The organism is uncultured Roseovarius sp. (assembly GCF_947259555.1).
Classification (GTDB): domain Bacteria; phylum Pseudomonadota; class Alphaproteobacteria; order Rhodobacterales; family Rhodobacteraceae; genus Roseovarius.
Window position 1 is genome coordinate 64,418 of sequence record NZ_CAMYMD010000084.1, and the last position, 21,681, is coordinate 86,098.

Consider the following 21,681-nt stretch of genomic DNA (forward strand, 5'->3'; position numbering starts at 1 on the left):
GAGAAACCATGCCGAAATATCTGAGTTACACCGCTGTGGCCGCGATCAGCCTTGCCTTTGCCGGTGAGGCGATGGCAACCGAATGGAACGTCTCGCTCTGGGGCAAGCGCCGGGCGTTTACCGAGCATGTCGAGAAGCTGGCCGAATTGGTGAGTGAAAAGACAAATGGCGATTTCACCCTGAACATCAGCTATGGGGGCCTCTCGAACAACCGCGAGAACCTTGACGGGATTTCCATCGGGGCCTTCGAGATGGCGCAGTTCTGCGCGGGCTATCACCGCGACAAGAACCCGACGATCACCGTTCTGGAACTGCCGTTCCTGGGCGTCGAGACGCTGGAGCAGGAGCGCGCGCTGTCGATGGCGCTTTATGATCAGCCAGCGGTCAAGGCCGATCTGGCGCGCTGGAACGCGACGCTTTTGATGCCCTCGCCGATGCCGCAATACAACCTTGTGGGTCTGGGCGACGCACCCCGCAGCCTTGACGATTTCGAAGGGTTGAGCGTGCGCGCCACCGGCGGCATCGGGGCCGCGATGGAGGCCGTGGGCGCCGTGCCGACCTCGATGTCGGCGACCGAAGTGCGGCAGGCGATGGACAGCGGCGTGGTCAAGGCCGTGGCCTTTGCCCCGCATGCCCATATGGCATTTGGCACCATAGAGAACGCGAAATGGTGGACCTCGAACCTGAACCCCGGTACGGTGAATTGCCCGGTTGTGGCCAATACCGACGCGCTCGACGGGTTGTCGGATGATCATCGCGAGGCGCTGTTGGGCTCGATCGACGAGTCGCTTGATTACTACATCGACAACTATCAGAACAACACGCTCGAGGCCTGGGGCCCGGCGCTCGAAGAGCGCGGCATCGAGGTGATCAGCTTTGACGAGGAGTCGCTCGCGAAGTTCGAAAAGGCGGTGGCCGGTCCCGCCGCAGCCGCCTGGATCGAGGACATGGGCAATCGCGGTATTCCCGCGCAGGAGCTCTATGACTTCGCCACCGGCAAGCTGGCGGAACTCAAGGGCGGCTCCTGAGCCTGAGCTTTGCGGCCCGTGATGTATGCGTCGCGGGCCGTCTTTTTCGACCTGAGCGGGAGATGCACCATGGCGGGAGCGGCCTCTGTCCTTTCGGACAACAGCACCCTGAGCAGGCTTGATCGCGGCCTCTACCGGATCGAGCGGCAGCTTGCGCTCTTAAGCGGGCTGGCGGTTTTCTCGCTCATGGTGCTGGCGGTGTTTTCCGTCGGCGGGCGCAACTTCTTCAATCAGCCGCTGCCCGGATATGTCGACTGGATCGAGCAGATCATGCCGCTGATTGCCTTCATGGGCGTGGCCTATACGCAGCGCGATGGCGGGCATATCCGCATGGATATCTTCGTCGGGATGTTCAGCGGCCGGGCGCTCTGGCTGATCGAGTTGATCACGACGCTGGCGGTTCTGGCGCTGATGCTGCTGCTGGTCTGGGGCAGCTGGGCGCATTTCGGGCGCAGTTTCGATTGGAATGCGCCGCTCTGGAGCCGGGACAGCACCATCGACATCGCCCTGCCGATCTGGCCTGCGAAGATCCTGGCACCGATTGCCTTTGGCGTGCTGTCGCTGCGGCTGATGTTGCAGGTCTGGGGATTCGGGCGGGCGCTGATCACCGGGGCTGAGCGGCCCGTTGCCGTGCCGCTGATCGAGGATGCCGCGGCACAGGCCGCGCGTGAGGCCGCGCATGTCAGCGGCCGTGATGAATAAGGATGTCACCTGATGGAGCCAATTGATATCGGGCTGGTCGTGACCGGTATGATGCTGGTCGTTGTGATCCTGGGCATGCGCGTGGCCTTTGCCGCCGCTCTTGCAGGCACGATCGGGCTGATCTGGATTTTCTGGTCCAAGAAGGGCTATGCGGGCGACGAATTTTTCTGGGCGCTGACCGTGGCGGTCAAAACTGCCGGTCAGGTGCCGCATTCCAAGGTCAGCTCGCAAGCGCTGAGCCTCATTCCGACCTTCATCATGATCGGCTATCTCGCCTATTACGCGGGGCTGACCAAGGCGCTCTTCGAGGCGGCGAAACGCTGGATTGCCTGGGTGCCGGGGGGGCTTGCCGTCTCCACCGTGTTTGCCACGGCAGGTTTTGCCGCCGTGTCGGGGGCGAGCGTGGCGACGGCGGCTGTGTTTGCGCGCATCGCCATCCCCGAGATGCTCAAGATCGGCTATGACAAGCGGTTCGCTGCGGGCGTGGTGGCGGCTGGCGGCACATTGGCGAGCCTCATTCCGCCCTCAGCATTGCTGGTGATCTACGCGATTATCGTGGAGCAGGACGTGGGCAAGCTGTTGCTTGCCGGTTTCATTCCCGGCGTGTTTTCGGCCTTTGTCTATGCGCTTTTGATCATCGGTCTGGCGCTGACCATCAAAGGGTTTGGCCCGCCGGTGGGTGGCTTTACCTGGCGTGAGCGTTTCGTGTCGCTGCCGCCCGCGCTGCCCATCGTGTTCGTTGTCGTGACGATCATCTTTTTCGTCTACAACCCATTCGGCGGCGATGCTTGGGGCACACCGACCGAGGGTGGCGCGATCGGCGCCTTTGTGGTGTTCCTGATGGCGCTTTATCGTGGCATGCGCTGGCCTGAACTGAAGGACGCACTGCTGGAGACGGCGAAGCTGTCGGTGATGATCTTTACCATCATCTGGGGGGTGCTGATCTATGTGCGGTTTCTCGGCTTTGCCGATCTGCCATCGGCCTTTGCGGATTGGATTACCTCGCTGACGCTGTCGCCGATGCTGATCCTGATCTGCATCCTGCTGGCCTATGCGGTGCTGGGCATGTTCATGGACGCGATCGGCATGCTGCTGTTGACGCTGCCGGTGGTCTATCCGGCGGTGATGGCGCTCAATGGTGGGATCAATGTCAGCGCGGCGGAGAGTGCCTTTGGCATGAATGGCCAGATGTGCGCGATCTGGTTCGGGATACTGGTGGTCAAGATGGCCGAGTTCTGCCTGATCACGCCACCTATCGGCCTCAACTGTTTCGTGGTGGCGGGCGTGCGCCCTGACCTGAGCGTGCAGGACGTGTTCAAGGGGGTGATGCCGTTCTTTATCGCCGATGCCGTGACCATCGCGCTGTTGGTGGGGTTCCCGGCGATCGTTCTATGGCTGCCGGGTCTGGCCTAGCGAAGTCCGTAAAACTGGATGTGTTAACAGACCGGTAAGCCACCCTGTGCTACCCCTTGGATCGGGTGAGACAAAGGTGGTGAGTATGGACGTGCGCAGCAACGCGGCGCCGGTCATCATCAAACGGAAAAAGATCATTGCAGGCGGCGGGCATCATGGCGGTGCCTGGAAAGTGGCCTATGCCGATTTCGTCACCGCGATGATGGCCTTTTTCCTGCTGATGTGGCTGGTGAACGCGACAACCGAGCAGCAACGCAAGGGCATTGCGGATTACTTTAGCCCGACCGTTCCGATCAACCGTATCTCAGGCGGCGGCAACGGCGCCTTTGGCGGAGACAGTGTTTTTTCGGAAGATGTTCTCGCACAGAATGGTACCGGTGCATCACAGCGTATGTCTACAGAGAGCCGTCAGGCACGTGGTGACATGGGCTTGATGACCGATGGCCGGTCCTCTGCAGAGACCACCGCCTTTACTGCGGTAGAAGAGATGCTCAAGGGTGTCAGCGGTGAAAGCATGGAGGCCGCAAAGAGGCTGCGTCACGTTGTAACGCGCGTTACTGACGAGGGGCTGGTCATCGAGCTGTTTGATCTGCCCGGGGCGCTGCTCTTCGAGGAGGGGCGTGCCGTTGCGTCGCCCTTGTTGCAAGAGCTGACAATGATACTCGCCAGAGCCGCCCGCCTCGTGACGAATGACGTGGCACTTGCTGGGTATAGCCGTGCCCGTCCGATCACGCGAGTGGATAATTCAGTGTGGGACTTGTCCTCTTCCCGCGCACACCAACTGCGCAAAATGCTTGAGACGGCGAGTGTTGATGGCAAGCGAATGCGTCGCGTCACAGGGCACGGGGACCGCTCTCCGAGCGTGCCTGACCCGATGGCCCTGCGCAACAACCGCCTTGAGATGATTTTGCTCAGGTCCGATCCAGAGCATTAGGAAAGATTTTAGCTGTTAGTGGGCTGTTAAAGTAACGCGCGTATGTCTGTGTCCCAAGTTTGGTCGACGCAGCAGAAAGGCGCATCCATGACAATTTCTTCTTCCCTCAATGCCAGTGTCGCAGGATTGAACGCGAATGCAACGCGGTTGGCTACAATATCTGACAATATCGCCAACTCCTCAACTTTTGGCTATCGGAGAATCGAGGCCGATTTTGAGTCGCTTGTCATATCGGGCAATGGAGGCGGCTATTCGGCCGGCGGGGTTCGTGCCAGCACCCAGCGTCTGATCGATCAGGGCGGTTCGATTGTCAGTTCTTCGAACCCGACCGATCTCGCTGTGCGGGACAGGGGTTTTCTGCCTGTGGCGCAGGTCTCGGATCTGACCGTCGCCAATGGCGATCCTCAAATGTTACTGACAACGACCGGTTCGTTCCGAACCGATTCCGAGGGACGGCTTGTCACCGAGTCTGGTCTTGTTCTTTTGGGGTGGCCGGCGAACCCGGATGGAACGGTTCCCGCGTTTTCGCGGGATACCAGTGCCGGGCTGGAGCCGGTTCAGATCAACGTTAATCAGTTGACCGGAGAGCCGACGACCTCTGTCGACCTTGGTGTCAACCTCCCCGCGACCGAGACACGGTTCGATAGTACGGGCGATCCTCAGCAGTTGTCCGTCGAGTATTTTGACAATCTCGGAACCTCCGAGAATATCTCTCTTGAGTTCACACCGACGATCCCCGCCGACGGTTTGTCGAATGAATGGACAGTGGCGTTGAGGGATTCGGCCCAGAATAACGCGTTGATTGGCGAATATGTCCTGACGTTCGATGCGAACCGAGACACTGGAGGGACCTTGTTGGATGTGCAGACGATTTCGGGCGGCCCGTATGATCCAACCACCGGAGCGCTGATCGTCGATGTGGCGAGCGGCCCTATCGAGGTCAGCATCGGGCGACTGGGTACATCAGACGGATTGACCCAACTCTCTGACAGTTTTGCGCCTCTCTCGATCGCCAAGGACGGATCTCCCGTTGGCAACATGACAGCGGCGGAGGTCGACGCAAACGGATTTGTCCGCGCCTCGTTCGACACAGGTGCAAGCCGTATCATCTATCAGGTTCCGCTGGTCGACTTGCCGAATCCCAACGGAATGATTGCCATGGATCAGCAGACATATCGTCCGTCCACGGATAGCGGCACATTCTTTCTCTGGGACGCCGGGGATGGCCCGACCGGTGACATCGTCGCCTTTGCCCGACAGGAGTCCGCGACCGATGTCGCGGGTGAACTTACCGACATGATACAGACGCAACGTGCTTATTCCTCAAATGCAAAAGTGATCCAGACCGTCGACGAAATGTTGCAGGAAACGACGAATATCATCCGCTGAAAGCTCGTGCCGAGCCGTTTTCAAAGGAGTTGCCATGACCTTGTCTGCCGCCCTGTCCAATGCGCTGAGTGGTCTTGCCGCGAGCACACGCACGGCAGATGTCGTTTCCGCCAACCTTGCCAATGTCCTGACCGAAGGTTTCGCACCCAGGGAGATTGCCCTCTCCTCGACGCGGGACAGTGGCGGCGTGCGTGTCGTTGGGGTTTCACGTCAGGTCGACGCAGGCCTTTTGGCGGATCAGCGCATCGCCGAGAGCGCGCGCGCGGCGGGAGAAGTGACTGCCGCATTCTCCCAAGCGCTTGAGCGGGTGATTGGAACGCCGGATGTCCCTGCGTCGCTTTCGGCCCGTTTCGCCTCATTCGAGGCCGCGCTCGTAACGGCGAGCACACGACCGGAGGATAATAATCGGTTGCAGGCAGTGCTGCGCGAGGCGCAGGCCCTCGGTGGGCGCATAAATGCGGCAGCGGACGAGATCGGGGATCTGCGAAGTGAGGCGGATCGCAATATCGCGACTGGTGTCGATACGATCAATTCAAGTCTACGGAGGGTGGTTGATTTCAATGCCCGGATATCGGCCAACTTGTCGCGTGGTGCCGACACGTCGGCGCTTGAGGATCAGCGCCAGCAGGTGATAGACAATTTGGCCGAGATCGTGCCTGTCCGGCAGGTAGCGCGTGAGAATGGCGCAGTGGCGCTTGTCACGACCTCCGGTGGTTTATTGCTTGATGGACGGGCTGTCACGCTCTCGTTCGATCCCGCACCCTTGGTCGCACCGAATATGATGATTGAGAGTGGAGCGCTGTCGGGTATTCGGCTGGACGGGGTCGACATTCCTGTTGGCGCGGACCGTGGGCCCTTGCAAGGTGGCCGGCTTGGGGCGTTCTTCGACATCCGTGACCGGGCTGCTGTTGAGGTCAACGCACAGCTCGATGCGGTTGCGCGCGATTTGATCGAACGGTTTCAGCAAGATGCCGTGGACTCTACGCGTGGGCCTGATGATCCGGGCATTTTTACCGATGCGGGCATCCGGTTTGACCCGGTGAATACGCTTGGTGTTGCAAGCCGGCTTTCCGTGAACCGTGCCATTGACCCGCAACAGGGTGGAGAGGTGTTCCGCATAAGAGATGGTTTGGGCGCATTGTCTCCCGGGCTGTCCGGCGAGGGGGGCCTGATTGCGGATCTTGGCCGTGCCTTGACGCGAAAGAGCAGCCTGCCCGGCAGCATACTCGGTACCGGTGCACGCACCATTGCCGGCCACGCGGCAACCTTGATTTCAAGTATATCACAAGACCGGGTCGCGGCTGAGCAAGAGCTGAGTTTCACCACGGCCCAAGCCGTTGAATTCCGGACCTTGGAGCTGGCGACCGGCGTGGATAGCGATGCCGAGCTACAGCGACTGTTACTGGTGGAGCAGGCGTTCGGTGCAAACGCCAGGATGGTACAGGCGATCGACGAGATGCTCGACGCTATATTGAGGATATGAAGATGAATTTTCAGACAATCGGTGATCTCGCGCAATCTTTTGCATTGCGGCGTCAGGGCGTTGAACTCCGACAGCAGTTGGATCGGCTGGGGCAGGAGCTCGGCACAGGGCGTGTTTCTGATCCGGGGCAACATCTCTCCGGCCATCTTTTGCCGCTTGCCGATATTGAGCATGAGCTTGTTGTCTTGTCCGGACATCAGACCGCCGCGCGGGAAGCAACCCTCGATACGGCGGTCATGCAGGCCGCGCTTGAAAGGGTGCAGAGTGACACCACAGATCTGGCCGCTCACGCCTTGTCGTTGAAGGCCACCGGCAATGTGGCACAACTGAATATTCTTGTGATCGAGTCCGAGCAGGTGCTCGCCACTTTGGTAGGTGCGTTGAATACGGACGCGGCCGGTCGATCGCTGTTTGCCGGAGCGCAGACGGATAGAGCGCCGCTCGCGCCAGCTGACATGCTGCTTTCAGAGCTACGCATTGCTTTGGACGGGGTTAAGGATCGAACAGACCTCCTGACGCGCGTTGACGCTTTCTTTGAGGGTGCGGCGGGTGGGTTTCGGGCAAACATCTACCGGGGGGCCACGTCCGAGGTCGCTCCTTACCAGCTAGGTTCTGGCGAGTCCGTGGCTCTTAATATTCGCGCGGACGATCCGGCGCTACGCGAGGCGCTCAAACATGTCGCTCTGATCGCACTTAGTGCAGATGAGACTTTGCCGCTTGCGGATGCCGAACGTATCGACCTTGCATCTAATGCAGGTGCGGGACTTCAGGAACACCAGAATGCTCTCACAGCCTTGCGCGCCAATCTTGGGCTTGCAGAGGGCCGCATCGCCCAAGCGTCTTCGCGGATCGCCGCGGAAATGACGAGCCTTGAAATCGCGCGTTCAGAAATGGTGTCGGCTGACGCCTTTGAAACAGCGGTCGAACTCGAGCAGGTTCAGTTGCAACTTGAGACCTTGTATACGGTCACCGCGCGCGCGTCGCGGCTCAGCCTTGTAAACTTCCTGTCATGAGTCTGCGATGTCTCCTGGCTTGTGTGCTTTTGGGGCTTGGGCTGCACTGCAGTCCGGTCGATGCGAGTCCGATCAGGATCAAGGATCTTGTCGAATTTGACGGCGTCAGGGGAAACGACCTCGTCGGATACGGTCTTGTTGTCGGATTGAACGGGACAGGCGACGGGCTGCGCAATGCTCCGTTCACCGAAGAGATATTGTCCAATATCCTCGAGCGCCTTGGTATAAATGTCTCGGGAGAGCAGTTTCGGCCAAAGAATGTCGCGGCGGTGTTTGTTACAGCAGAGCTCCCACCTTTCGCGCGCGCAGGCGGACAGATCGACGTCACGATTTCGGCGATCGGGGATGCCAAGAGCCTTTTGGGCGGGACGCTGGTGATGACACCGCTGAATGCGGCGGATGGTCAGATCTATGCGGTGGCGCAGGGTACGATCATTGCCGGGGGCGCCGCCGCAGAAGGCGATGCGGGAGGCGTCGTGCAGGGCGTTCCGACTGCGGGCGTGATCCCGTCGGGTGCGCGTGTGGAGCGCGAGATTGAATTTGATTTCTCTGCGCTCGACACGATCCGTCTCGCTCTGAGAGAGCCGGATTTTACGACCGCGGCTCGGATCGAGCGCGCAATCAACGGCACGGTCGGGCGGGATGCCGCGCTTATGCTGGATTCTGGAACCGTGCGCCTGACGCTTTCGAGGATGCGTGCGGCCTCGCCCGCACATGCGCTTGGCCGGATCGAGAACATTCTGGTGGAGCCGGAGCGCAAGGCGCGGGTCGTGGTCGATCAGCGTTCGGGCACGATTGTCATGGGTCAGGATGTCCGTATTTCGCGCGTTGCGGTCTCACAGGGCAACTTGACCCTGCGTATTCAGGAAGCGCCGCTTGCAGTTCAGCCCAATCCTTTTGCCCAGGGCGAGACTGTCGTGGTTCCTCGGACGCAGGCTGAGATCGAAGAAGAGCCGGGGATCGGACTTGCCGAAGTACCGCCGGGCACATCTCTGGCAGAGGTCATAGCAGGACTGAACGCATTGGGTGTCGCGCCACGGGACATGATCGACATCTTGAAGAGCATCAAGGCGGCGGGTGCCTTGCACGCCGAATTCGTCGTGCGGTGAGCTGCGGATTCGGGAGGAGGCAGCTCACTCGGTTGTAGAGCCAGTGACTTCAGCCAGCCTCCTCCGTCAGGGCCTCTAGGCCAATACGAACCGCGCGATTTGGGTTTGTTGAAAGGATATGCGTCCCAAGCGCTTTCGCAAGTCTGTCATGCCCCTTGGCGACGGCGCGCTTGAAAAGCTCGCGTTGATACCGAGGCGAACCACGTCTTGCGCGCAGCAAGCCATAGTATTCCTCCGAGGTTAGCGTGCCGTTGAGCGCCCCCAGAATGATCGGGCTCAGAATGCCCATTTGGTTGAGCGAACTGCCCAGCCGATGGCCAAGAAGCGGCGCGCGAAGATGCTGCACGTTGTCATGCGTGAAACGCGCCGCATGGTTGGCGTCAAGCGGTTCATAGGGATCGTAGATGATGGAAACGCGATTGGCGGCCACACTTACTTTGGCGGCGTCACCGTATCTTCCTGTGAAGTCGCGATCCCAAACAACCTTGTAACGGGTCTCCCAAGGGACGACCGACTTGTCGACCGTGCTTTGTGGCGAGATGGCCACCACATCGCATCCGGGTGCCGCGGCCGAAAAGGCGCATGCCGCGTAGCCGCCCATCGAGGCCCCGTAGAAAACGACACGTCTGAACTGCTTGAAAAACCCCTCGTCCCGAAGCGCATCGAATTGCTCATGGACCCAAGGCTCCCGATACCAGGTCCATCCGCCGGCCAGAACGCCCAACATCGACCAGCCGTGATCCTTGATGAAGCTATAACCCCAGGGGCGGCGGTCCTCGCGTTTGGTCATGGCTATGTCGAGATTGTCGAATGTCACCACGAGTGTGTCCGAGGCGCGCGGCATATAAAGAAAACTATGCCCGTTTGCGCCGGGTCGGTACCAGCCCTCCCGACCAGCCAATTGACGTGCGATTTCGTGCCACCCGTCCTCCGTGCTGGTGGGTTCCGGCGGCTTGGGTTGCACCCTTATGCGGGTAATTTCGTGCCCGTCTTCCTCGCGCGACGACAACGCGGTGTTAACGCCGAATTTCTTGAGGAATGGGAAGGCGCCCGATCCCTTGCGGACATCCATGAAAACACGCGTGTCGGAATGCATGCAACGGTCGAGGAATTTTCCAAGAAACGGCACATTGTAGCGGTCCCCGAACCCGGCAAGGTTGCATAGCACGTCAACTGGGCGCAGATCGTTCTCATCGCGAATGACCCGGATACGGCCCGGGTCCACGTCGTGATCCATGAGAAACTCAGTGTAGCTTTGAAGCCAGCCCTGATCCCCCTCCTTGAACTTGCCGCGCCGATTGCAATTGACCAGCTGAATCTCACAATCGAACTTGTGATGCAGCGCCAGCATGAAACTACGCGCGCCCCCGGTCAGGTCCGCAGCGACGGAGACGCTTTCGAGATCCAACTCATCGATCAACGCACCGTCAAAGGTTGCCTTCCCACGGCCCTTGATCGGCGCAAGCGCCGGGTTGATGTTGTGATCCTGAACAAGCTTCTCCAAATAGGAGTCTTTGGGTGGCAGGCCATCGTGGATATTACCGAGCTGGCGCTTGTTCGAGGCCCAAAGATGCAGGGCTGTGGTTTCCGGCGTGATCAGCCCTGTGGCGAGCTCTGCCCGGCGCATGAACTTGAACCGCTCGCGGAACGTGATGGGATAGAACGCGTTCAGCGGTTGCACATGGGCCTCAAGCCCGAGGGCGTGGACGTAATGTGTGACCATCATTGGCCCCCAGACGCCCCATGGCTGTTGCGAGACATGCACCGGCTTGCCCTTGGCCGCCTGTTTGCGCATCTGCTCCTGTCTTTTCCGGGGTAGAAAGGGGGCAATCGCATAGCGGTCGGATGTGAATTCGAGCATTTGTTGCAGGATGTCGCTGTCAGCGGGCAAGCCAAGGACCGCATTGTTTACACGGTGCTCTCCGGGCAGCTCATAGCCCATAACGTAGTCGCTGTCATACTCCATTGGGCGGTGACAATAGACATCGGTGTCAACCCAGATCATGCCGGGGCATTGGTGAATCATGTGAAGCCGAAACCAATCGGCAAAGAGCGCGTAGCTGTTCTTTTGCTCGTATTTTATGAAGTCATCAGTATCGATGATTTCCCGCCCATCGCGAAAGATGACGCCCGCGGGCAGGTTCGGGATGGGTTCGTATCCAAAGAGCGTAATCTTCTGGCCACGGTCCACGAATGACTTCAGGCAGAGTTGCTCCATCCAGCTGAGAGGGCCGCCGATCCAAAGCGTGCCAACCTCGCGTTCCCGTGCCACCTTTGCCTCTCCTAATTTGTACGCGCCCTTGGCGGGCAACATTGGGTTTGTTGCAGGGTAACTGCTCTGAATGCGTTTGTGTATCATCGTGGAGAGAGCGGCATGTAGATTTTACCTCAGGCGTGTCAGTCGCGCCATGCCGCTTGCCTCAGCAGGGAGGCACACGCTATTATTGTCGTAAAAAGAACCCGCCGCTTAGAGCAGATACATGAGGCAAAAATGAGTAAAGAGACCTATACCGTCGTCTCGACCATGAAAAACGAGGCGCCTTATATTCTGGATTGGGTGGCTCATTACAAGACACTTGGATTTGACAACATTCTTGTCTGTACGAATGACTGCACAGACACGACCGTTGATATTCTGGTGCGGCTGCAGGAGCTGGGGTTTGTCACTCAGCACAACACGATCGTGCGAAAGGCCGGTATTCATCGCAGCGCGTTGCGCCAGGCAAGTCGGCGCTACGATGTCGTCATGGACGCCAAATGGGTGTTTGTCTGTGACGTCGATGAGTATTTGAACGTGCATATGGGCGATGGTTCAGTCCACGCTCTGGTCGAGGGCTCTGGCCCCGATGCAGACGTGATTTCAGTGCCTTGGCGCATATTTGGCCCGGCTGGTGTCGAGCATTTCGAGGACATACCAGTGGCACAGCAGTTCGCAAAGGGTGAGTTGGAGTGGGACGAAACCGCGCGGCCCAACACCGGTAAATTCGTGAAATCTCTCTACACAAATCAGCATAAGTTTCAGCGCATGGGGCTGCATGCGCCTGTCTCTCTTGATGAGCATGTGGCCGACACAAAGCGGGTGCTGCCGGGCGGGGCGGAGTATATCGTCAATGGCACGCGCACGGACAACCCGCCGCTCTTTACCCATGCCCAGGTCAATCATTACGCGCTGCGTTCGATGGAAAGCTTTCTGATCAAGCGCGCGCGAGGGCGAGCGAACCATTCGCATCACGTTCTTGGTCAGGAATACTGGGAGAAGTTCAACCTCAACGACGAGACCGACAAAACCATTGAGCGATATCAGGACAAGAGCGCCGCGTTGCTTGCAGACCTCAAGAGCGACCCGCAATTGGCGGAGCTACACGCGCGAGGTGTTGAGTGGCACAAGCGCAAGGCGGCTTCGATCCGCATGGACCCGGAAATGGATGAGTTGGTTGCGGCGATATCCGCTGACCTGTAACCGACTGAGTACGGCTTGCCTGGATCAATGCGCGGTTTCGCCCTGTAGCTCGACAGAAAAGAACCAGTCGTCTTCCGGGTCGCGGGCGACAATCTCGTCCGGGATCACCCCGGGGCCGGACAGAAAGACGTTCGATCCGAAATGTGAATGCAGGCGCGACAGCTTTTGCATCCGTGGGCTGGTCAATTCCTCGTAAAACCGGCTGTAATTCGCGGTGGCCCGCAACGCTTCGATCTTGTCCTGATGACACGCGACCGCATGGTGATGCGCTGCGGTGATTTCGGGGTCGCTCATCAGGCGGTTAAGCTCTCTCTGCATCATCGGCAGGCGCGACAGGATGGTGTGATCCTCCTGATAATTGTTGTTCATGCGAAACCAATAGGCAAGCCCCTGATCGCGGTCGACATGGTTCACTCGCCCCCTATCGCGCTTGACCAGAAAGCTCTCGGCCGAGCGCACGGCGTAATGATTGAGTTGCACCAAATCATAGCCGTAGGTCTCGATCGTCGAGCGCCAGCCATTGCGGTACATGTCTCTTGGCAGCGGTTGTCCCGATCCATTGACCCAGTTGATGTCTTCCCAGAGTTGCGGGTTCAGACCCTTGGGGCGGTGCACGCCTAGTTTCTTGAACAGCCCGATATTCTGAAACAGCGTCTTGAAGCCCCATGCCTGATGCGGCTTGCGCGCGAATTCCGGGGCGCAGCGCAGGAATTGTTCGGTGATCGGGCGATCTGCATATTCATGCAGGTCACTATTGCCGAACAACCGCCATGTCATGGCGATCATGTTGGCGTCTGGCACCGCCTCAAAGAGCGCGTCAAGCGTGCCATCGCCAGTCTTGATGTTGATGAATTCATCGACGTCGATACAGGTAGACCATTTGGCCTTGAGGATCACCGGCTCTGCCTCGGCCGATTGAAGCGCGGCATGCTGTGGTTTGAGATCCATTTCGCGAAAGCGGTTCTCGCGGTGTTGCACCAGACCTTTTCGTTCCAGCATCTGGAGCATCGTGTCGGTGCCGTCGGTGCAGTCATTGGTGTAAACTAGGATATCGTCAAAGCCTATGGCGCGATGATAGGCGAGCCATTCCAGGATAAACGGCCCCTCGTTCTTCATCGTGGTGACAATGGCGCACCGCCCCCGCCCCGTTGGTGCGGCATCCGGTTTAATTTCAGGCATGCGAACCGGCTTGTGCCCAAAATGCTCCTGTGATTGCCGCAGGAGCGGAGGATGTTCGATCAGCGAGGTCTTGGGTACGATCTTGGAAATTGATGCTGTCGGATGGCGAAGGGCCATGTGACGATAGAACCCCCTTGCCCGAGTTTCATCGGGCCGCGCATTCCCCACACGAACAAGCCGCCATATCGCATCATCTGGTAGCTTTGCCGGAGCAAGACACCAGCGCTGCCGCCCGCCCTGAGCATCAAACTGAACGCAGATGTGATCTGCAAAACGTATCGGATGTTTGTTGCGTACGCGCCACGGGTAACAATGCCGACCGAGTAGCGGGACAAGGCCGCCATCGGCCGCTACGGCGCTATCAAAAATCGTCTCATCTGTGGGCGCAATGAGATCGTGAACGTCGATATTGGCCACGGCGCGCGCTTGCGCCAGAAAACGCGCGCGTGTGATTTCGTAGTAACTCAGCGTACCGAGTGGCGCGTCCCAAGGTGCAGGTGGTGGAATGTCCATCCGGTCCTTTCCAGGTGCTTCGGGCACGCAAAAAGGATGAGCCTCGGCCGGGCTGTCATGTCTTCCCAACGGCAGATCGCTCGACAGCAGGATGACATGGCATGACACCCCGTGATCCGCCATGCCTTTCCGCAACTCAGGGGCGAATCGTGTGTCCGTGCCGGGTTTCGCGCGGTCGAGGATGACCGCACCACTCATGCCATGCTCCCGGACATGATAGGTGAGCCAGGTCAGTACCGTTTCCGCATCTTCGCCATTGCGTACGGCCGCCAATACGTCGGCCCCTTCAAAAAGCTCCTGCTCCTCTTCTGCGGGTGTCACGTCGAGCATACCGAGAGGCGTGTCGAACTGTGCGCGACCTTCTGGCATCGAGAACGTCAGGATTGGAGCGCCGCCGACGCTCTTTTGCGCGATCAAGGCGGCGCCCTCTGGAGGGATGATCGAGCCCGCCTCAGTTTGCGATCCGAAAAAAAGCGTGATCATGCGCGCCCCGGCAGCGCGTAGCTCAACAGCGTCAAGCAAGATGATGTCACCCAGTTTCTGGCTCGCCATCCGGCGTTCTGTTACGTTATCGCTCATGGTGCTGCCCCACCTCGTGCCAATCGCATCTGGGCGGCGATGAAGGCTCGGCCATCTTCCGCGCTTGGCGGTGTGCTGCCCGTCAGAAAGCCGAGCCGAAACGCGAGCCTTAGCGCTTCGACATCCTCCGATAGTGCTTGATACCGCGAGTCGTGCGCCTTGAGGCAGGCCCTGTGGGCGGTCTCGACATTGGGAAGGCTCATCAAACGCACGACCTCGGCATGCGTCGCCTCCAGCATGGGGAGAATTTCGCCGGCCTCTTCATTGTTCCAGTTGCGCTCTGCCCAGTAGGACAAACCGATTTCGCGATCCATGTGATTGGGCAAGCCCCGCGCGCGTTTGACCATGAATTCCTCGACCGAGCGAAGGGAATAATGATTAAGCCATAGGCGGGGCGAACCAGCGGTCGCCCCGTAGAGCGTTATGGCGGCGTCATTGCGTGAGAACCCGTCATTCTGGCGCGCCCCGTCCGGGCCGAGCCAGCGCGCTGGCTTTCGCGGACGGGCGCGCGGGCGATGCACACCGGGCTGGCGGAATGCAGCTGGGCGGTGCAGGGTCTTGAACAGATGCGCGAGCGGGAAATGCAGATCAAATGGCGCGGCTCGGGTGAAACGTTCTGGTGTCAGGCCTGCAGTTCGCCTTTTCTGCCCCCCTGAGCCATAAAGACGCCACGGCAATGCCAAGGCATCGAATGCACCGGACGTTTTCTCGAAATTCAAGAGCGTTTGCCGAAGCGTATCGTGTGGCGCGCAGATAAACTCGTCGCAATCGAAGAACAGCGCCCACTCCGCAGTCGTGTAGATGTCTGTATCGCGCAGATGACGCAACGCTTGCCATTGCACCGATTTACCGCCCTTCGGAACGAAAGGCAGATGCACGATGCGATCATCCTGAGCGAGCGCGTCGAGGAGCGCGTCACTGCCATCTGTGCAATCATGGCTCAATACCAGCATTCGGTCGAACCCGGCCGCCAGATGGTGCGCAATCCATTCCACGACATAGGGACCGTCATCGCGCAAGCATGTGATACCCAAAAAGCCCAACGCTATCCTCTGCTCCCTCGCCCAACATCTTTTTTGCTTGATTATAAGCCGCAACGTCAAACAAAGTCACTCTCGGTACCCGACATATGCAAAAATTCTCGCGTTGCGACCATAAACAGGACCGAGCAGATGATCACATTCGACGCAGCGATGCGAGCCCTCGACACGCCTGCGATATCCGACTTGAAGACGACCGCGCTTGACGAGAGCGACATGGTCAACCTTATTCTTCAGCGATCCGAGATTATTCGGGATCAACCAAGGTTCAATCGCTATATCCGGGCCTGGACCCGCGGCGATGACACACCTCTGCGAGAGTTGATCGACCAGATGGGGGTCGAGGAGCTGTCGCGTCGTGCCGCTGCATTCATTTACCTTGAATATCTCGAGCTTCGCTGGATTTTCGAGGACAAGCCGCCAAAAAATATTGCCGATATCGGTTGCGGTTACGCGTTCTTTGATCTTTTCCTTGCCCGGGATCACGGCTGCGACGTGGCGCTCATTGACCTGGAGAGCAATGAAAACCGGCATTTTGGATTTGAGGCAGAAGGCGCGGCTTATTCCAGCCTGAAAGTGGCAAAAAAGCTTTTGACGGATAACAAGGTACCTGAAAAAAAGATTCAGACATTCAATCCTGAGACGGATGATGTCACGACGATGCAAGAGTTAGATTATGCGTTCAGTTTCATATCTTGCGGGTTTCACTATCCTTGGAGCGCCTATCGCGATTTTTTCAAAAATTGCGTTGCGCAGGATGGTCGGACGATCCTTGATCTTCGTGCCCGTACGCTAGGTGACGTGATGCTGGAGCTTTCGGAGTTCGGATATGTGCGCGCGCTCACCAAGGCGGCGAACAACAGCGCGCATCGCGTGATGATCGTCAAGGCAGCCTGATTGCTATCGCATCCACGCACGGTTGGCGTTACTCAGAAATATCCTCTGACGAGACTTTGCGCGATTAGTGTCCAGCCATCCGCAATGACAAAGAACGCGAGCTTGAACGGCAAGGACACAATCGCTGGCGGCACCATCATCATGCCCATGGACATCAGGATCGCGGCGACGACCAGATCGATCACCAGAAATGGCAAAAAGATCAGGAACCCGATTTGAAAGGCACGTGAGATTTCCGAGAGCATGAAGCTCGGGACGAGAACCGAGAGCGGCGCGTCGGGACTGGCGATGATGCCGGATGCATCCGGTCGAAGCGCGGCCATGGCAGCAAAGGTGTCGCTCTCCACGCGCCCGAACATGAACTGGCGAAACGGGACCAGCGCGCGTTCGATGGCAAGATCGGCCTCGAGCTCTTCCTGAAGGAGCGGATTGATACCCGTGGTCCATGCGTCCATGAAAACAGGCTCCATCACGAAATAGGTCAGAAACAACGCCAAACTGACGATCAACATGTTGGGTGGCGATTGTTGGAGGCCGATGCCCTGCCGCAGGATCGAAAGGACTGTGACCACGAACGGAAAGCACGTGATCATTATGGCCAGCCCGGGCGCGAGGCTGAGAACTGTGATGAGAGCAATAATCTGTATCGTGCGCGCCGATATCGAGGCGTCATCGCCCAAGGAGATCGAGAGATCCTGTGCCGTTACAGGCACGGTGAAGCCGACTGTGAAGATGACTGCAATAAACACAGCCGCGAGACTATTCCTCATCCGAGACCATCTTGCAGATTGGCAACCTCGGTCAGGCGGACAGCGATCTGGCCTTCCTGATCTCCTTCAACCTCTTCGAGTTGACCGCGGGCGATCAAGCGTTCGCCGACGTAAAGCTCGACCGCGTCGTCAACCCGACGGTCCAATGGCAGAACCGCGTTCTTGCCAAGTTTAAGTAATTCCTTGATCAGCGGGCGCGCCTTTCCGACCGAAACCGTGATTTCTATGGGAACGGATGAAAAGGGTGTCTGCAATTCCGATCTGAGCAAGTCTTTGTCATTGGAAACATCGTCGGTCATGCGACTGCCTTTCTGTTCTCTAGGAAGAAGCCGGATACGGCCTGCTCGATCCGCTTCAATACATCCTGAAGATCGACTGAACGCTCGTTCTGACCGATGCGCAGAAATATCTGTCCGCTTGTGAGGGCTGTATCCTCGACAATCTCGAACTCGACATCAGTCAGGTCGGCTGCAAGCTGATCCAGTATGGGTTTGTCATCCGGACCGACCGAGACCTCAACAGGCTGCCGATCTTGTTGGTCGATCAGGTCATGCAGGATCTCGGTGATGCGAGACGACAGTGTTGCATGACAGACAGCAGGCAGGACCGTAGCGATAATTTGCTGCAGTAACGGGTGCATCATGTCCATGACCGAGGTGTGGACTTCTTCATATGTGAAAGACAGGTCCTGAAGGTTCTGTGACAGGTCGGCCGTTATCCTGCGGCCATCCTCGATCTGCGATTTCACAGAGTCGTCCCATCCGGCCTGATAGCCCTTTTCAAATGCTTCGAGGCGTTCCTCTTCCAAAGAGATATCGGTCATAGCCAACGGCGTTCCTTGTGCGATCGGCCCGAAATCATCCAGCAGATGTGAAATGGACATCAGGCTTTTTCCTCTTCGCCTTCCAGCCAGCTTCGCAGGATTTCGACCGTCTCGTCCTGGCGATGTTCGATCATGTTACGTAGGCGGGCGACCGGATCCTCGGTCTCGTCGCTCATGTGACTCATGGCGGTTAAGCTGCGGTCCGACAGGGCCGTTGCAGAGATGTCGGACAGACCGGTTTCGTCAATGTCCCTCTCGTCGATCTCGCCCGATATGGGGGCCAGATCACTGTCTGGTGGTCCATCGGCTTGGGGTTGTGCAGTCAGGCGTTCTGGAGATGCCGTCGCGGAACGTGCCAGAATTGGCCGCAGGACAAAAAGACCCAGAACCAGAGCGACAACAGCGAGGAATGCAGATTGCAAAAGGGTCAAGACGTCAATCGCGAGCCGATCAAGCAGGTTTGCCTCCACCGGAGTTCCCAAGACTTCCACCGGCTCGAATTGCATGGTTCGGATCGTGATTTTGTCGCCGCGCGCGTCATCGAGCCCGACTGCAGAGGCCACCAGATCGCGAAGCGAATTCAGTTCTTCCTCTGGTCGGGGTTGAAATACGGGCGCGCCAGCGGCATCGGGCGCGGTCAGGCCGTTGATCAGGATCGCGACCGTCATTCGCTTGATCGCGCCGGGCTGCTGGACGATTTCGCGCTCGGTACTCGAGACCTCGTAGTTGATGCGTTCTCGCGTTTCGGTGTTCTCACTGGCCGATGCGCTCTGACCAGCGGCGTCACCGTCGGGAAGGTTTGACGCGACAGTCACATCGCCGCCCTCGTCGGTTGACGTGTTGGCGCGCTCTTCAGTGTCAGTGCTGATTGCAACGCGCCCCTCGGGATCGAACTTTCTCTCGCGGATGGATTCTGTCCGGGTAACGGTCTGTAACGCCAGTTCCACCACAGCATTGCCGCGTCCTACACGCGCCTCGAGCAAACGCTCAGCGCGTATCCGCATCGCCTCTGCCCGGTCATCTGTTGTCACTGCCTTGATTTCCTCCATGCCATTGATCAGACTGCCATCTGCGTCAATGATTGAGACATTCTCGGGCAAAAGCCCCGCGACAGCGGAGGCGACAAGAAACTGGAGCGCACGGGCATGTTTTGGGCTGATCTCGCCGCCGCGCGCTGTAATGGAGACCGATGCGGATTGGCGAATGTCCCTTTGAAAAGGGTTGGATCCCGCAGACGCAAGGTGCACGCGCGCACTCTGGATCGCCGGATGAGCGACGATTGTGCGCGCAAGCTCGCCTTCCTTCGCGCGCCAATAGGCTGCGTCGAACATTTGAGAAGTCGTGCCAAAGCCCGACAGACCGTCAAGCAGCTCGTAACCCCTGGAGCTGGCACTCGGTAGACCGTCGCCGGCGAGGGTCATGCGCAGCTCATCCCGGCGTGCCGAATCGACAAAGATGGAGCCACCTCTCACCTCGTACCGCGCACCGCGTTGTTCGAGCGCACCGACAACTTCGCCAGCGGCGCCGCTCTCGAGACCGGCATATAGCAACGTCATGCTCGGACTCGAGGTCATGCGAGCAAGCGACAGGACCGCCAGGAATATAACAAACGCGGCGCCGAAAACGATAAGTCTGCTGCGCATGCCAAGAGAGTGCCAGAGTGTCGTGATCTGCTGCAATTGAGTGCCTCCGGATACAGGGCTTTTGCCAAGATTCTGAAGCCATCATTCGTCGATCAGACTTAACATTCGGTTAGTTTCTGTCTGCCTATATGAGCGTTGTCTGCAACAAGAGGGCTGAACATGGCGGAACCGGACAAACCCGAGAACAAACCCGCGAAGACCTCTTTGAAAAAGCCGCTGCTCGTAGGGCTCGTGCTCGCAGTATTGGGCGGTGGCGGTGGCTATTTTGTTGTTGGATCCGGTATCCTTGCACTTGGTGCCGACATCGCAGACTCAGGCGAAGATGGGGCGGAAATGGAGCATGCAATACCGGTTGCCGAAATGCCCGACGTCGCGTTCGTGCCAATCTCTCCGCTGGTCGTCTCGGTCGGTCAGGGCGCCGAGCGTCTACATTTGCGCTTCAGGGCAGAGCTTGAGGTGAAGAGTGCGTTCAAATCAGATGTCGAGGACCTTCAGCCACGGATCGTCGATGTCATGAATACCTATCTTCGAGCGCTTAAACTGTCGGATCTCGAAGAGACAAGCGCCCTTGTACGGCTGCGCGCGCAACTCTTGCGGCGCATTCAGGTGGTGACTGGTGGAGGCCGTATCAATGACCTTCTCATTATGGAATTTGTGCTGAACTGAGGATTGGAGCTATGGAAATGATCGCGGATGTTCTGCTTGTCGCCGGAGCGGTAGGCGCTGGTTTTTATTGCTACATTCTCGCACGCCGCCTGACACGCTTCAACGATCTCGAAAGCGGTATGGGAGGAGCGGTGGCAGTTCTCTCGGCGCAGGTAGACGATCTGACCAAGACATTGCATGATGCACGTCACACGGCGGATGAGTCGACACGATCGCTGGAGGCTTTGACGGTGCGGGCCGAAGATGTCGCTCGGCGATTGGAGCTCTTGGTCGCCTCGATGCACGACCTTTCCGATCCACCGCCAAAGACCGAACCGAAAAGGACTGAGCCGCCAGAGGACAGATCTGCCGTGGGATCAGCCCAGGCCTCCGGCCCCGTGTTCAAGCGGCATCCGGGCATGGCGAGAGAGGTGTCGACATGACCCAGCCCGTCAGACGTGGAAGGCGCGGTCACCCACGTGCGCGCGGTGTTCTTTTCATACTGTCGACATTTCTCATATCTTCAGCACTGGTCCGTGTCGGAGGAGGGGCGGGCCAGGCCCTGGCACTGGTCTCTTCGGAGGCGGAACCTCCTGTCGAGCAAGCGGTGACAAACGAGAAATGCGAAACGCCTGACGACCTTCAACTTGTGCTCGACTCCCTTCAGGCGCGTGAAGCCAGGCTTGACGATCGGGAAGCGGCAATGGGAGACCGCCTGCATGCACTCGATATTGCGGAGCAGGAAATAGACCGCAAGATGAGGGCCTTGATGCAAGCAGAGGATAACCTCCGGCGCATGGTTGCCGTTGCCGAAACGGCGGCTGAAAACGACGTGGCACAGCTTATCAAGGTTTATGAGGCAATGAAGCCGAAGCAGGCCTCGGCCGTGTTCGAAGAGATGGATCCCGTGTTCGCTGCCGGATTTCTAGGCCGTATGCGTGCAGATGCGGCCGCCGAGATCATGGCGGGCATGTCGCCTGCGGCTGCGCATGGGATCAGCGTCATTCTGGCCGGCCGGAATGCGAATGTTCCAAGGCAATGACTCTCGGCAAGTCAGCATT

At 58.5% G+C, this 21,681-nt stretch carries 20 protein-coding genes; 13 read left to right on the top strand and 7 right to left on the bottom strand.

Annotated features, from left to right (window positions below):
* Window positions 1-8 precede the first annotated feature (8 nt).
* From Q0X85_RS13890 to Q0X85_RS13925, 8 genes are all read left to right on the top strand, one after another.
* On the top strand, window positions 9-1,028 hold the full coding sequence (locus Q0X85_RS13890; RefSeq protein ID WP_297772829.1) for a C4-dicarboxylate TRAP transporter substrate-binding protein: 1,020 nt from the start codon (window positions 9-11) through the stop codon (window positions 1,026-1,028).
* A gap of 69 nt (window positions 1,029-1,097) precedes the next feature.
* Window positions 1,098-1,730 (top strand): TRAP transporter small permease, encoded by a 633-nt coding sequence (locus Q0X85_RS13895; protein ID WP_297772831.1) that lies wholly within the window; start codon window positions 1,098-1,100, stop codon window positions 1,728-1,730.
* 12 nt (window positions 1,731-1,742) lie between these two features.
* Window positions 1,743-3,143: a TRAP transporter large permease gene (locus Q0X85_RS13900; protein WP_297772832.1), complete on the top strand. Its 1,401-nt coding sequence runs from the start codon at window positions 1,743-1,745 to the stop codon at window positions 3,141-3,143.
* 85 nt (window positions 3,144-3,228) lie between these two features.
* Window positions 3,229-4,077, top strand: coding sequence for a flagellar motor protein MotB (locus tag Q0X85_RS13905; protein ID WP_297772833.1), 849 nt, complete (start codon window positions 3,229-3,231; stop codon window positions 4,075-4,077).
* 87 nt (window positions 4,078-4,164) lie between these two features.
* Window positions 4,165-5,466 (top strand): flagellar hook-basal body complex protein, encoded by a 1,302-nt coding sequence (locus Q0X85_RS13910; protein WP_297772835.1) that lies wholly within the window; start codon window positions 4,165-4,167, stop codon window positions 5,464-5,466.
* A 34-nt stretch (window positions 5,467-5,500) separates the two neighbouring features.
* The gene (gene flgK / locus Q0X85_RS13915) at window positions 5,501-6,949 is read left to right on the top strand and encodes a flagellar hook-associated protein FlgK (RefSeq protein ID WP_297772837.1); all 1,449 of its coding nucleotides are present in this window, start codon (window positions 5,501-5,503) and stop codon (window positions 6,947-6,949) included.
* Between the two features lie 2 nt (window positions 6,950-6,951).
* Window positions 6,952-7,962 carry a flagellin gene (locus Q0X85_RS13920; protein ID WP_297772839.1) on the top strand — a complete coding sequence of 337 codons (1,011 nt, stop codon included), beginning with the start codon at window positions 6,952-6,954 and terminating at the stop codon, window positions 7,960-7,962.
* Window positions 7,959-9,071, top strand: a complete 1,113-nt coding sequence (locus tag Q0X85_RS13925; RefSeq protein WP_297772840.1) for a flagellar basal body P-ring protein FlgI — start codon at window positions 7,959-7,961, stop codon at window positions 9,069-9,071. The genes Q0X85_RS13920 and Q0X85_RS13925 overlap by 4 nt, the downstream gene beginning before the upstream one ends.
* A gap of 49 nt (window positions 9,072-9,120) precedes the next feature.
* Here the strand turns inward: Q0X85_RS13925 and Q0X85_RS13930 are convergent, their stop codons facing one another.
* Window positions 9,121-11,343 carry a hypothetical protein gene (locus Q0X85_RS13930; RefSeq protein WP_297772843.1) on the bottom strand — a complete coding sequence of 741 codons (2,223 nt, stop codon included), beginning with the start codon at window positions 11,341-11,343 and terminating at the stop codon, window positions 9,121-9,123.
* A 219-nt stretch (window positions 11,344-11,562) separates the two neighbouring features.
* On the opposite strand from Q0X85_RS13930, the gene Q0X85_RS13935 reads away from it, so the two are divergent.
* Window positions 11,563-12,531, top strand: coding sequence for a glycosyltransferase family 2 protein (locus tag Q0X85_RS13935; protein WP_297772845.1), 969 nt, complete (start codon window positions 11,563-11,565; stop codon window positions 12,529-12,531).
* Between the two features lie 24 nt (window positions 12,532-12,555).
* Here Q0X85_RS13935 and Q0X85_RS13940 read toward each other — a convergent pair whose 3' ends face one another.
* Window positions 12,556-14,802: a glycosyltransferase family 2 protein gene (locus tag Q0X85_RS13940; protein ID WP_297772846.1), complete on the bottom strand. Its 2,247-nt coding sequence runs from the start codon at window positions 14,800-14,802 to the stop codon at window positions 12,556-12,558.
* Entirely contained in the window at window positions 14,799-15,788 is a 990-nt protein-coding gene (locus Q0X85_RS13945; protein WP_297772940.1) for a glycosyltransferase family 2 protein, read from the bottom strand. Before Q0X85_RS13945 ends, Q0X85_RS13940 begins: the two co-directional genes overlap by 4 nt.
* Between Q0X85_RS13945 and Q0X85_RS13950 the strand changes: the two genes are divergently transcribed.
* A complete protein-coding gene (locus Q0X85_RS13950; protein ID WP_297772944.1) occupies window positions 15,675-16,739 on the top strand; it encodes a class I SAM-dependent methyltransferase in 1,065 nt (354 codons plus the stop codon). The two genes, Q0X85_RS13945 and Q0X85_RS13950, sit on opposite strands and share 114 nt — an antisense overlap.
* A 32-nt stretch (window positions 16,740-16,771) precedes the next feature.
* Here the strand turns inward: Q0X85_RS13950 and fliP are convergent, their stop codons facing one another.
* From fliP to fliF, 4 genes are read right to left on the bottom strand one after another with little or no spacing between them, the layout of a single operon-like run.
* On the bottom strand, window positions 16,772-17,509 hold the full coding sequence (gene fliP / locus Q0X85_RS13955; protein ID WP_297772847.1) for a flagellar type III secretion system pore protein FliP: 738 nt from the start codon (window positions 17,507-17,509) through the stop codon (window positions 16,772-16,774).
* Window positions 17,506-17,808: a FliM/FliN family flagellar motor C-terminal domain-containing protein gene (locus Q0X85_RS13960; protein ID WP_297772849.1), complete on the bottom strand. Its 303-nt coding sequence runs from the start codon at window positions 17,806-17,808 to the stop codon at window positions 17,506-17,508. Before Q0X85_RS13960 ends, fliP begins: the two co-directional genes overlap by 4 nt.
* The gene (locus tag Q0X85_RS13965) at window positions 17,805-18,392 is read right to left on the bottom strand and encodes a FliH/SctL family protein (protein WP_297772851.1); all 588 of its coding nucleotides are present in this window, start codon (window positions 18,390-18,392) and stop codon (window positions 17,805-17,807) included. The genes Q0X85_RS13960 and Q0X85_RS13965 overlap by 4 nt, the downstream gene beginning before the upstream one ends.
* Window positions 18,392-19,975: a flagellar basal-body MS-ring/collar protein FliF gene (gene fliF, locus Q0X85_RS13970; RefSeq protein WP_297772853.1), complete on the bottom strand. Its 1,584-nt coding sequence runs from the start codon at window positions 19,973-19,975 to the stop codon at window positions 18,392-18,394. The genes Q0X85_RS13965 and fliF overlap by 1 nt, the downstream gene beginning before the upstream one ends.
* Before the next feature lie 159 nt (window positions 19,976-20,134).
* On the opposite strand from fliF, the gene Q0X85_RS13975 reads away from it, so the two are divergent.
* The 3 genes from Q0X85_RS13975 to Q0X85_RS13985 are packed head-to-tail and all read left to right on the top strand — an operon-like array spanning window position 20,135 to window position 21,662.
* Complete coding sequence (locus tag Q0X85_RS13975) at window positions 20,135-20,641, top strand: flagellar basal body-associated FliL family protein (protein WP_297772856.1); 507 nt, start codon at window positions 20,135-20,137, stop codon at window positions 20,639-20,641.
* An 11-nt stretch (window positions 20,642-20,652) separates the two neighbouring features.
* The gene (locus tag Q0X85_RS13980; RefSeq protein WP_297772858.1) at window positions 20,653-21,063 is read left to right on the top strand and encodes a DUF6468 domain-containing protein; all 411 of its coding nucleotides are present in this window, start codon (window positions 20,653-20,655) and stop codon (window positions 21,061-21,063) included.
* A complete protein-coding gene (locus Q0X85_RS13985) occupies window positions 21,060-21,662 on the top strand; it encodes a hypothetical protein (protein WP_297772860.1) in 603 nt (200 codons plus the stop codon). The genes Q0X85_RS13980 and Q0X85_RS13985 overlap by 4 nt, the downstream gene beginning before the upstream one ends.
* Window positions 21,663-21,681 lie beyond the last annotated feature (19 nt).

What these genes read in the sequence shown, in the direction of transcription:
- Q0X85_RS13905 (WP_297772833.1), top strand. Translation starts at nt 3,229, where the DNA reads ATGGACGTGCGCAGCAACGCGGCGCCGGTCATCATCAAACGGAAAAAG.
- Q0X85_RS13890 (WP_297772829.1), top strand. Translation starts at nt 9, where the DNA reads ATGCCGAAATATCTGAGTTACACCGCTGTGGCCGCGATCAGCCTTGCC.
- Q0X85_RS13900 (WP_297772832.1), top strand. Translation starts at nt 1,743, where the DNA reads ATGGAGCCAATTGATATCGGGCTGGTCGTGACCGGTATGATGCTGGTC.
- fliF (WP_297772853.1), bottom strand. Translation starts at nt 19,975, where the DNA reads ATGCGCAGCAGACTTATCGTTTTCGGCGCCGCGTTTGTTATATTCCTG.
- Q0X85_RS13920 (WP_297772839.1), top strand. Translation starts at nt 6,952, where the DNA reads ATGAATTTTCAGACAATCGGTGATCTCGCGCAATCTTTTGCATTGCGG.
- Q0X85_RS13935 (WP_297772845.1), top strand. Translation starts at nt 11,563, where the DNA reads ATGAGTAAAGAGACCTATACCGTCGTCTCGACCATGAAAAACGAGGCG.
- Q0X85_RS13895 (WP_297772831.1), top strand. Translation starts at nt 1,098, where the DNA reads ATGGCGGGAGCGGCCTCTGTCCTTTCGGACAACAGCACCCTGAGCAGG.
- Q0X85_RS13940 (WP_297772846.1), bottom strand. Translation starts at nt 14,802, where the DNA reads ATGAGCGATAACGTAACAGAACGCCGGATGGCGAGCCAGAAACTGGGT.
- Q0X85_RS13965 (WP_297772851.1), bottom strand. Translation starts at nt 18,392, where the DNA reads ATGTCCATTTCACATCTGCTGGATGATTTCGGGCCGATCGCACAAGGA.
- Q0X85_RS13960 (WP_297772849.1), bottom strand. Translation starts at nt 17,808, where the DNA reads ATGACCGACGATGTTTCCAATGACAAAGACTTGCTCAGATCGGAATTG.
- flgK (WP_297772837.1), top strand. Translation starts at nt 5,501, where the DNA reads ATGACCTTGTCTGCCGCCCTGTCCAATGCGCTGAGTGGTCTTGCCGCG.
- Q0X85_RS13975 (WP_297772856.1), top strand. Translation starts at nt 20,135, where the DNA reads ATGGCGGAACCGGACAAACCCGAGAACAAACCCGCGAAGACCTCTTTG.
- Q0X85_RS13980 (WP_297772858.1), top strand. Translation starts at nt 20,653, where the DNA reads ATGGAAATGATCGCGGATGTTCTGCTTGTCGCCGGAGCGGTAGGCGCT.
- fliP (WP_297772847.1), bottom strand. Translation starts at nt 17,509, where the DNA reads ATGAGGAATAGTCTCGCGGCTGTGTTTATTGCAGTCATCTTCACAGTC.
- Q0X85_RS13985 (WP_297772860.1), top strand. Translation starts at nt 21,060, where the DNA reads ATGACCCAGCCCGTCAGACGTGGAAGGCGCGGTCACCCACGTGCGCGC.
- Q0X85_RS13950 (WP_297772944.1), top strand. Translation starts at nt 15,675, where the DNA reads ATGCACGATGCGATCATCCTGAGCGAGCGCGTCGAGGAGCGCGTCACT.
- Q0X85_RS13925 (WP_297772840.1), top strand. Translation starts at nt 7,959, where the DNA reads ATGAGTCTGCGATGTCTCCTGGCTTGTGTGCTTTTGGGGCTTGGGCTG.
- Q0X85_RS13910 (WP_297772835.1), top strand. Translation starts at nt 4,165, where the DNA reads ATGACAATTTCTTCTTCCCTCAATGCCAGTGTCGCAGGATTGAACGCG.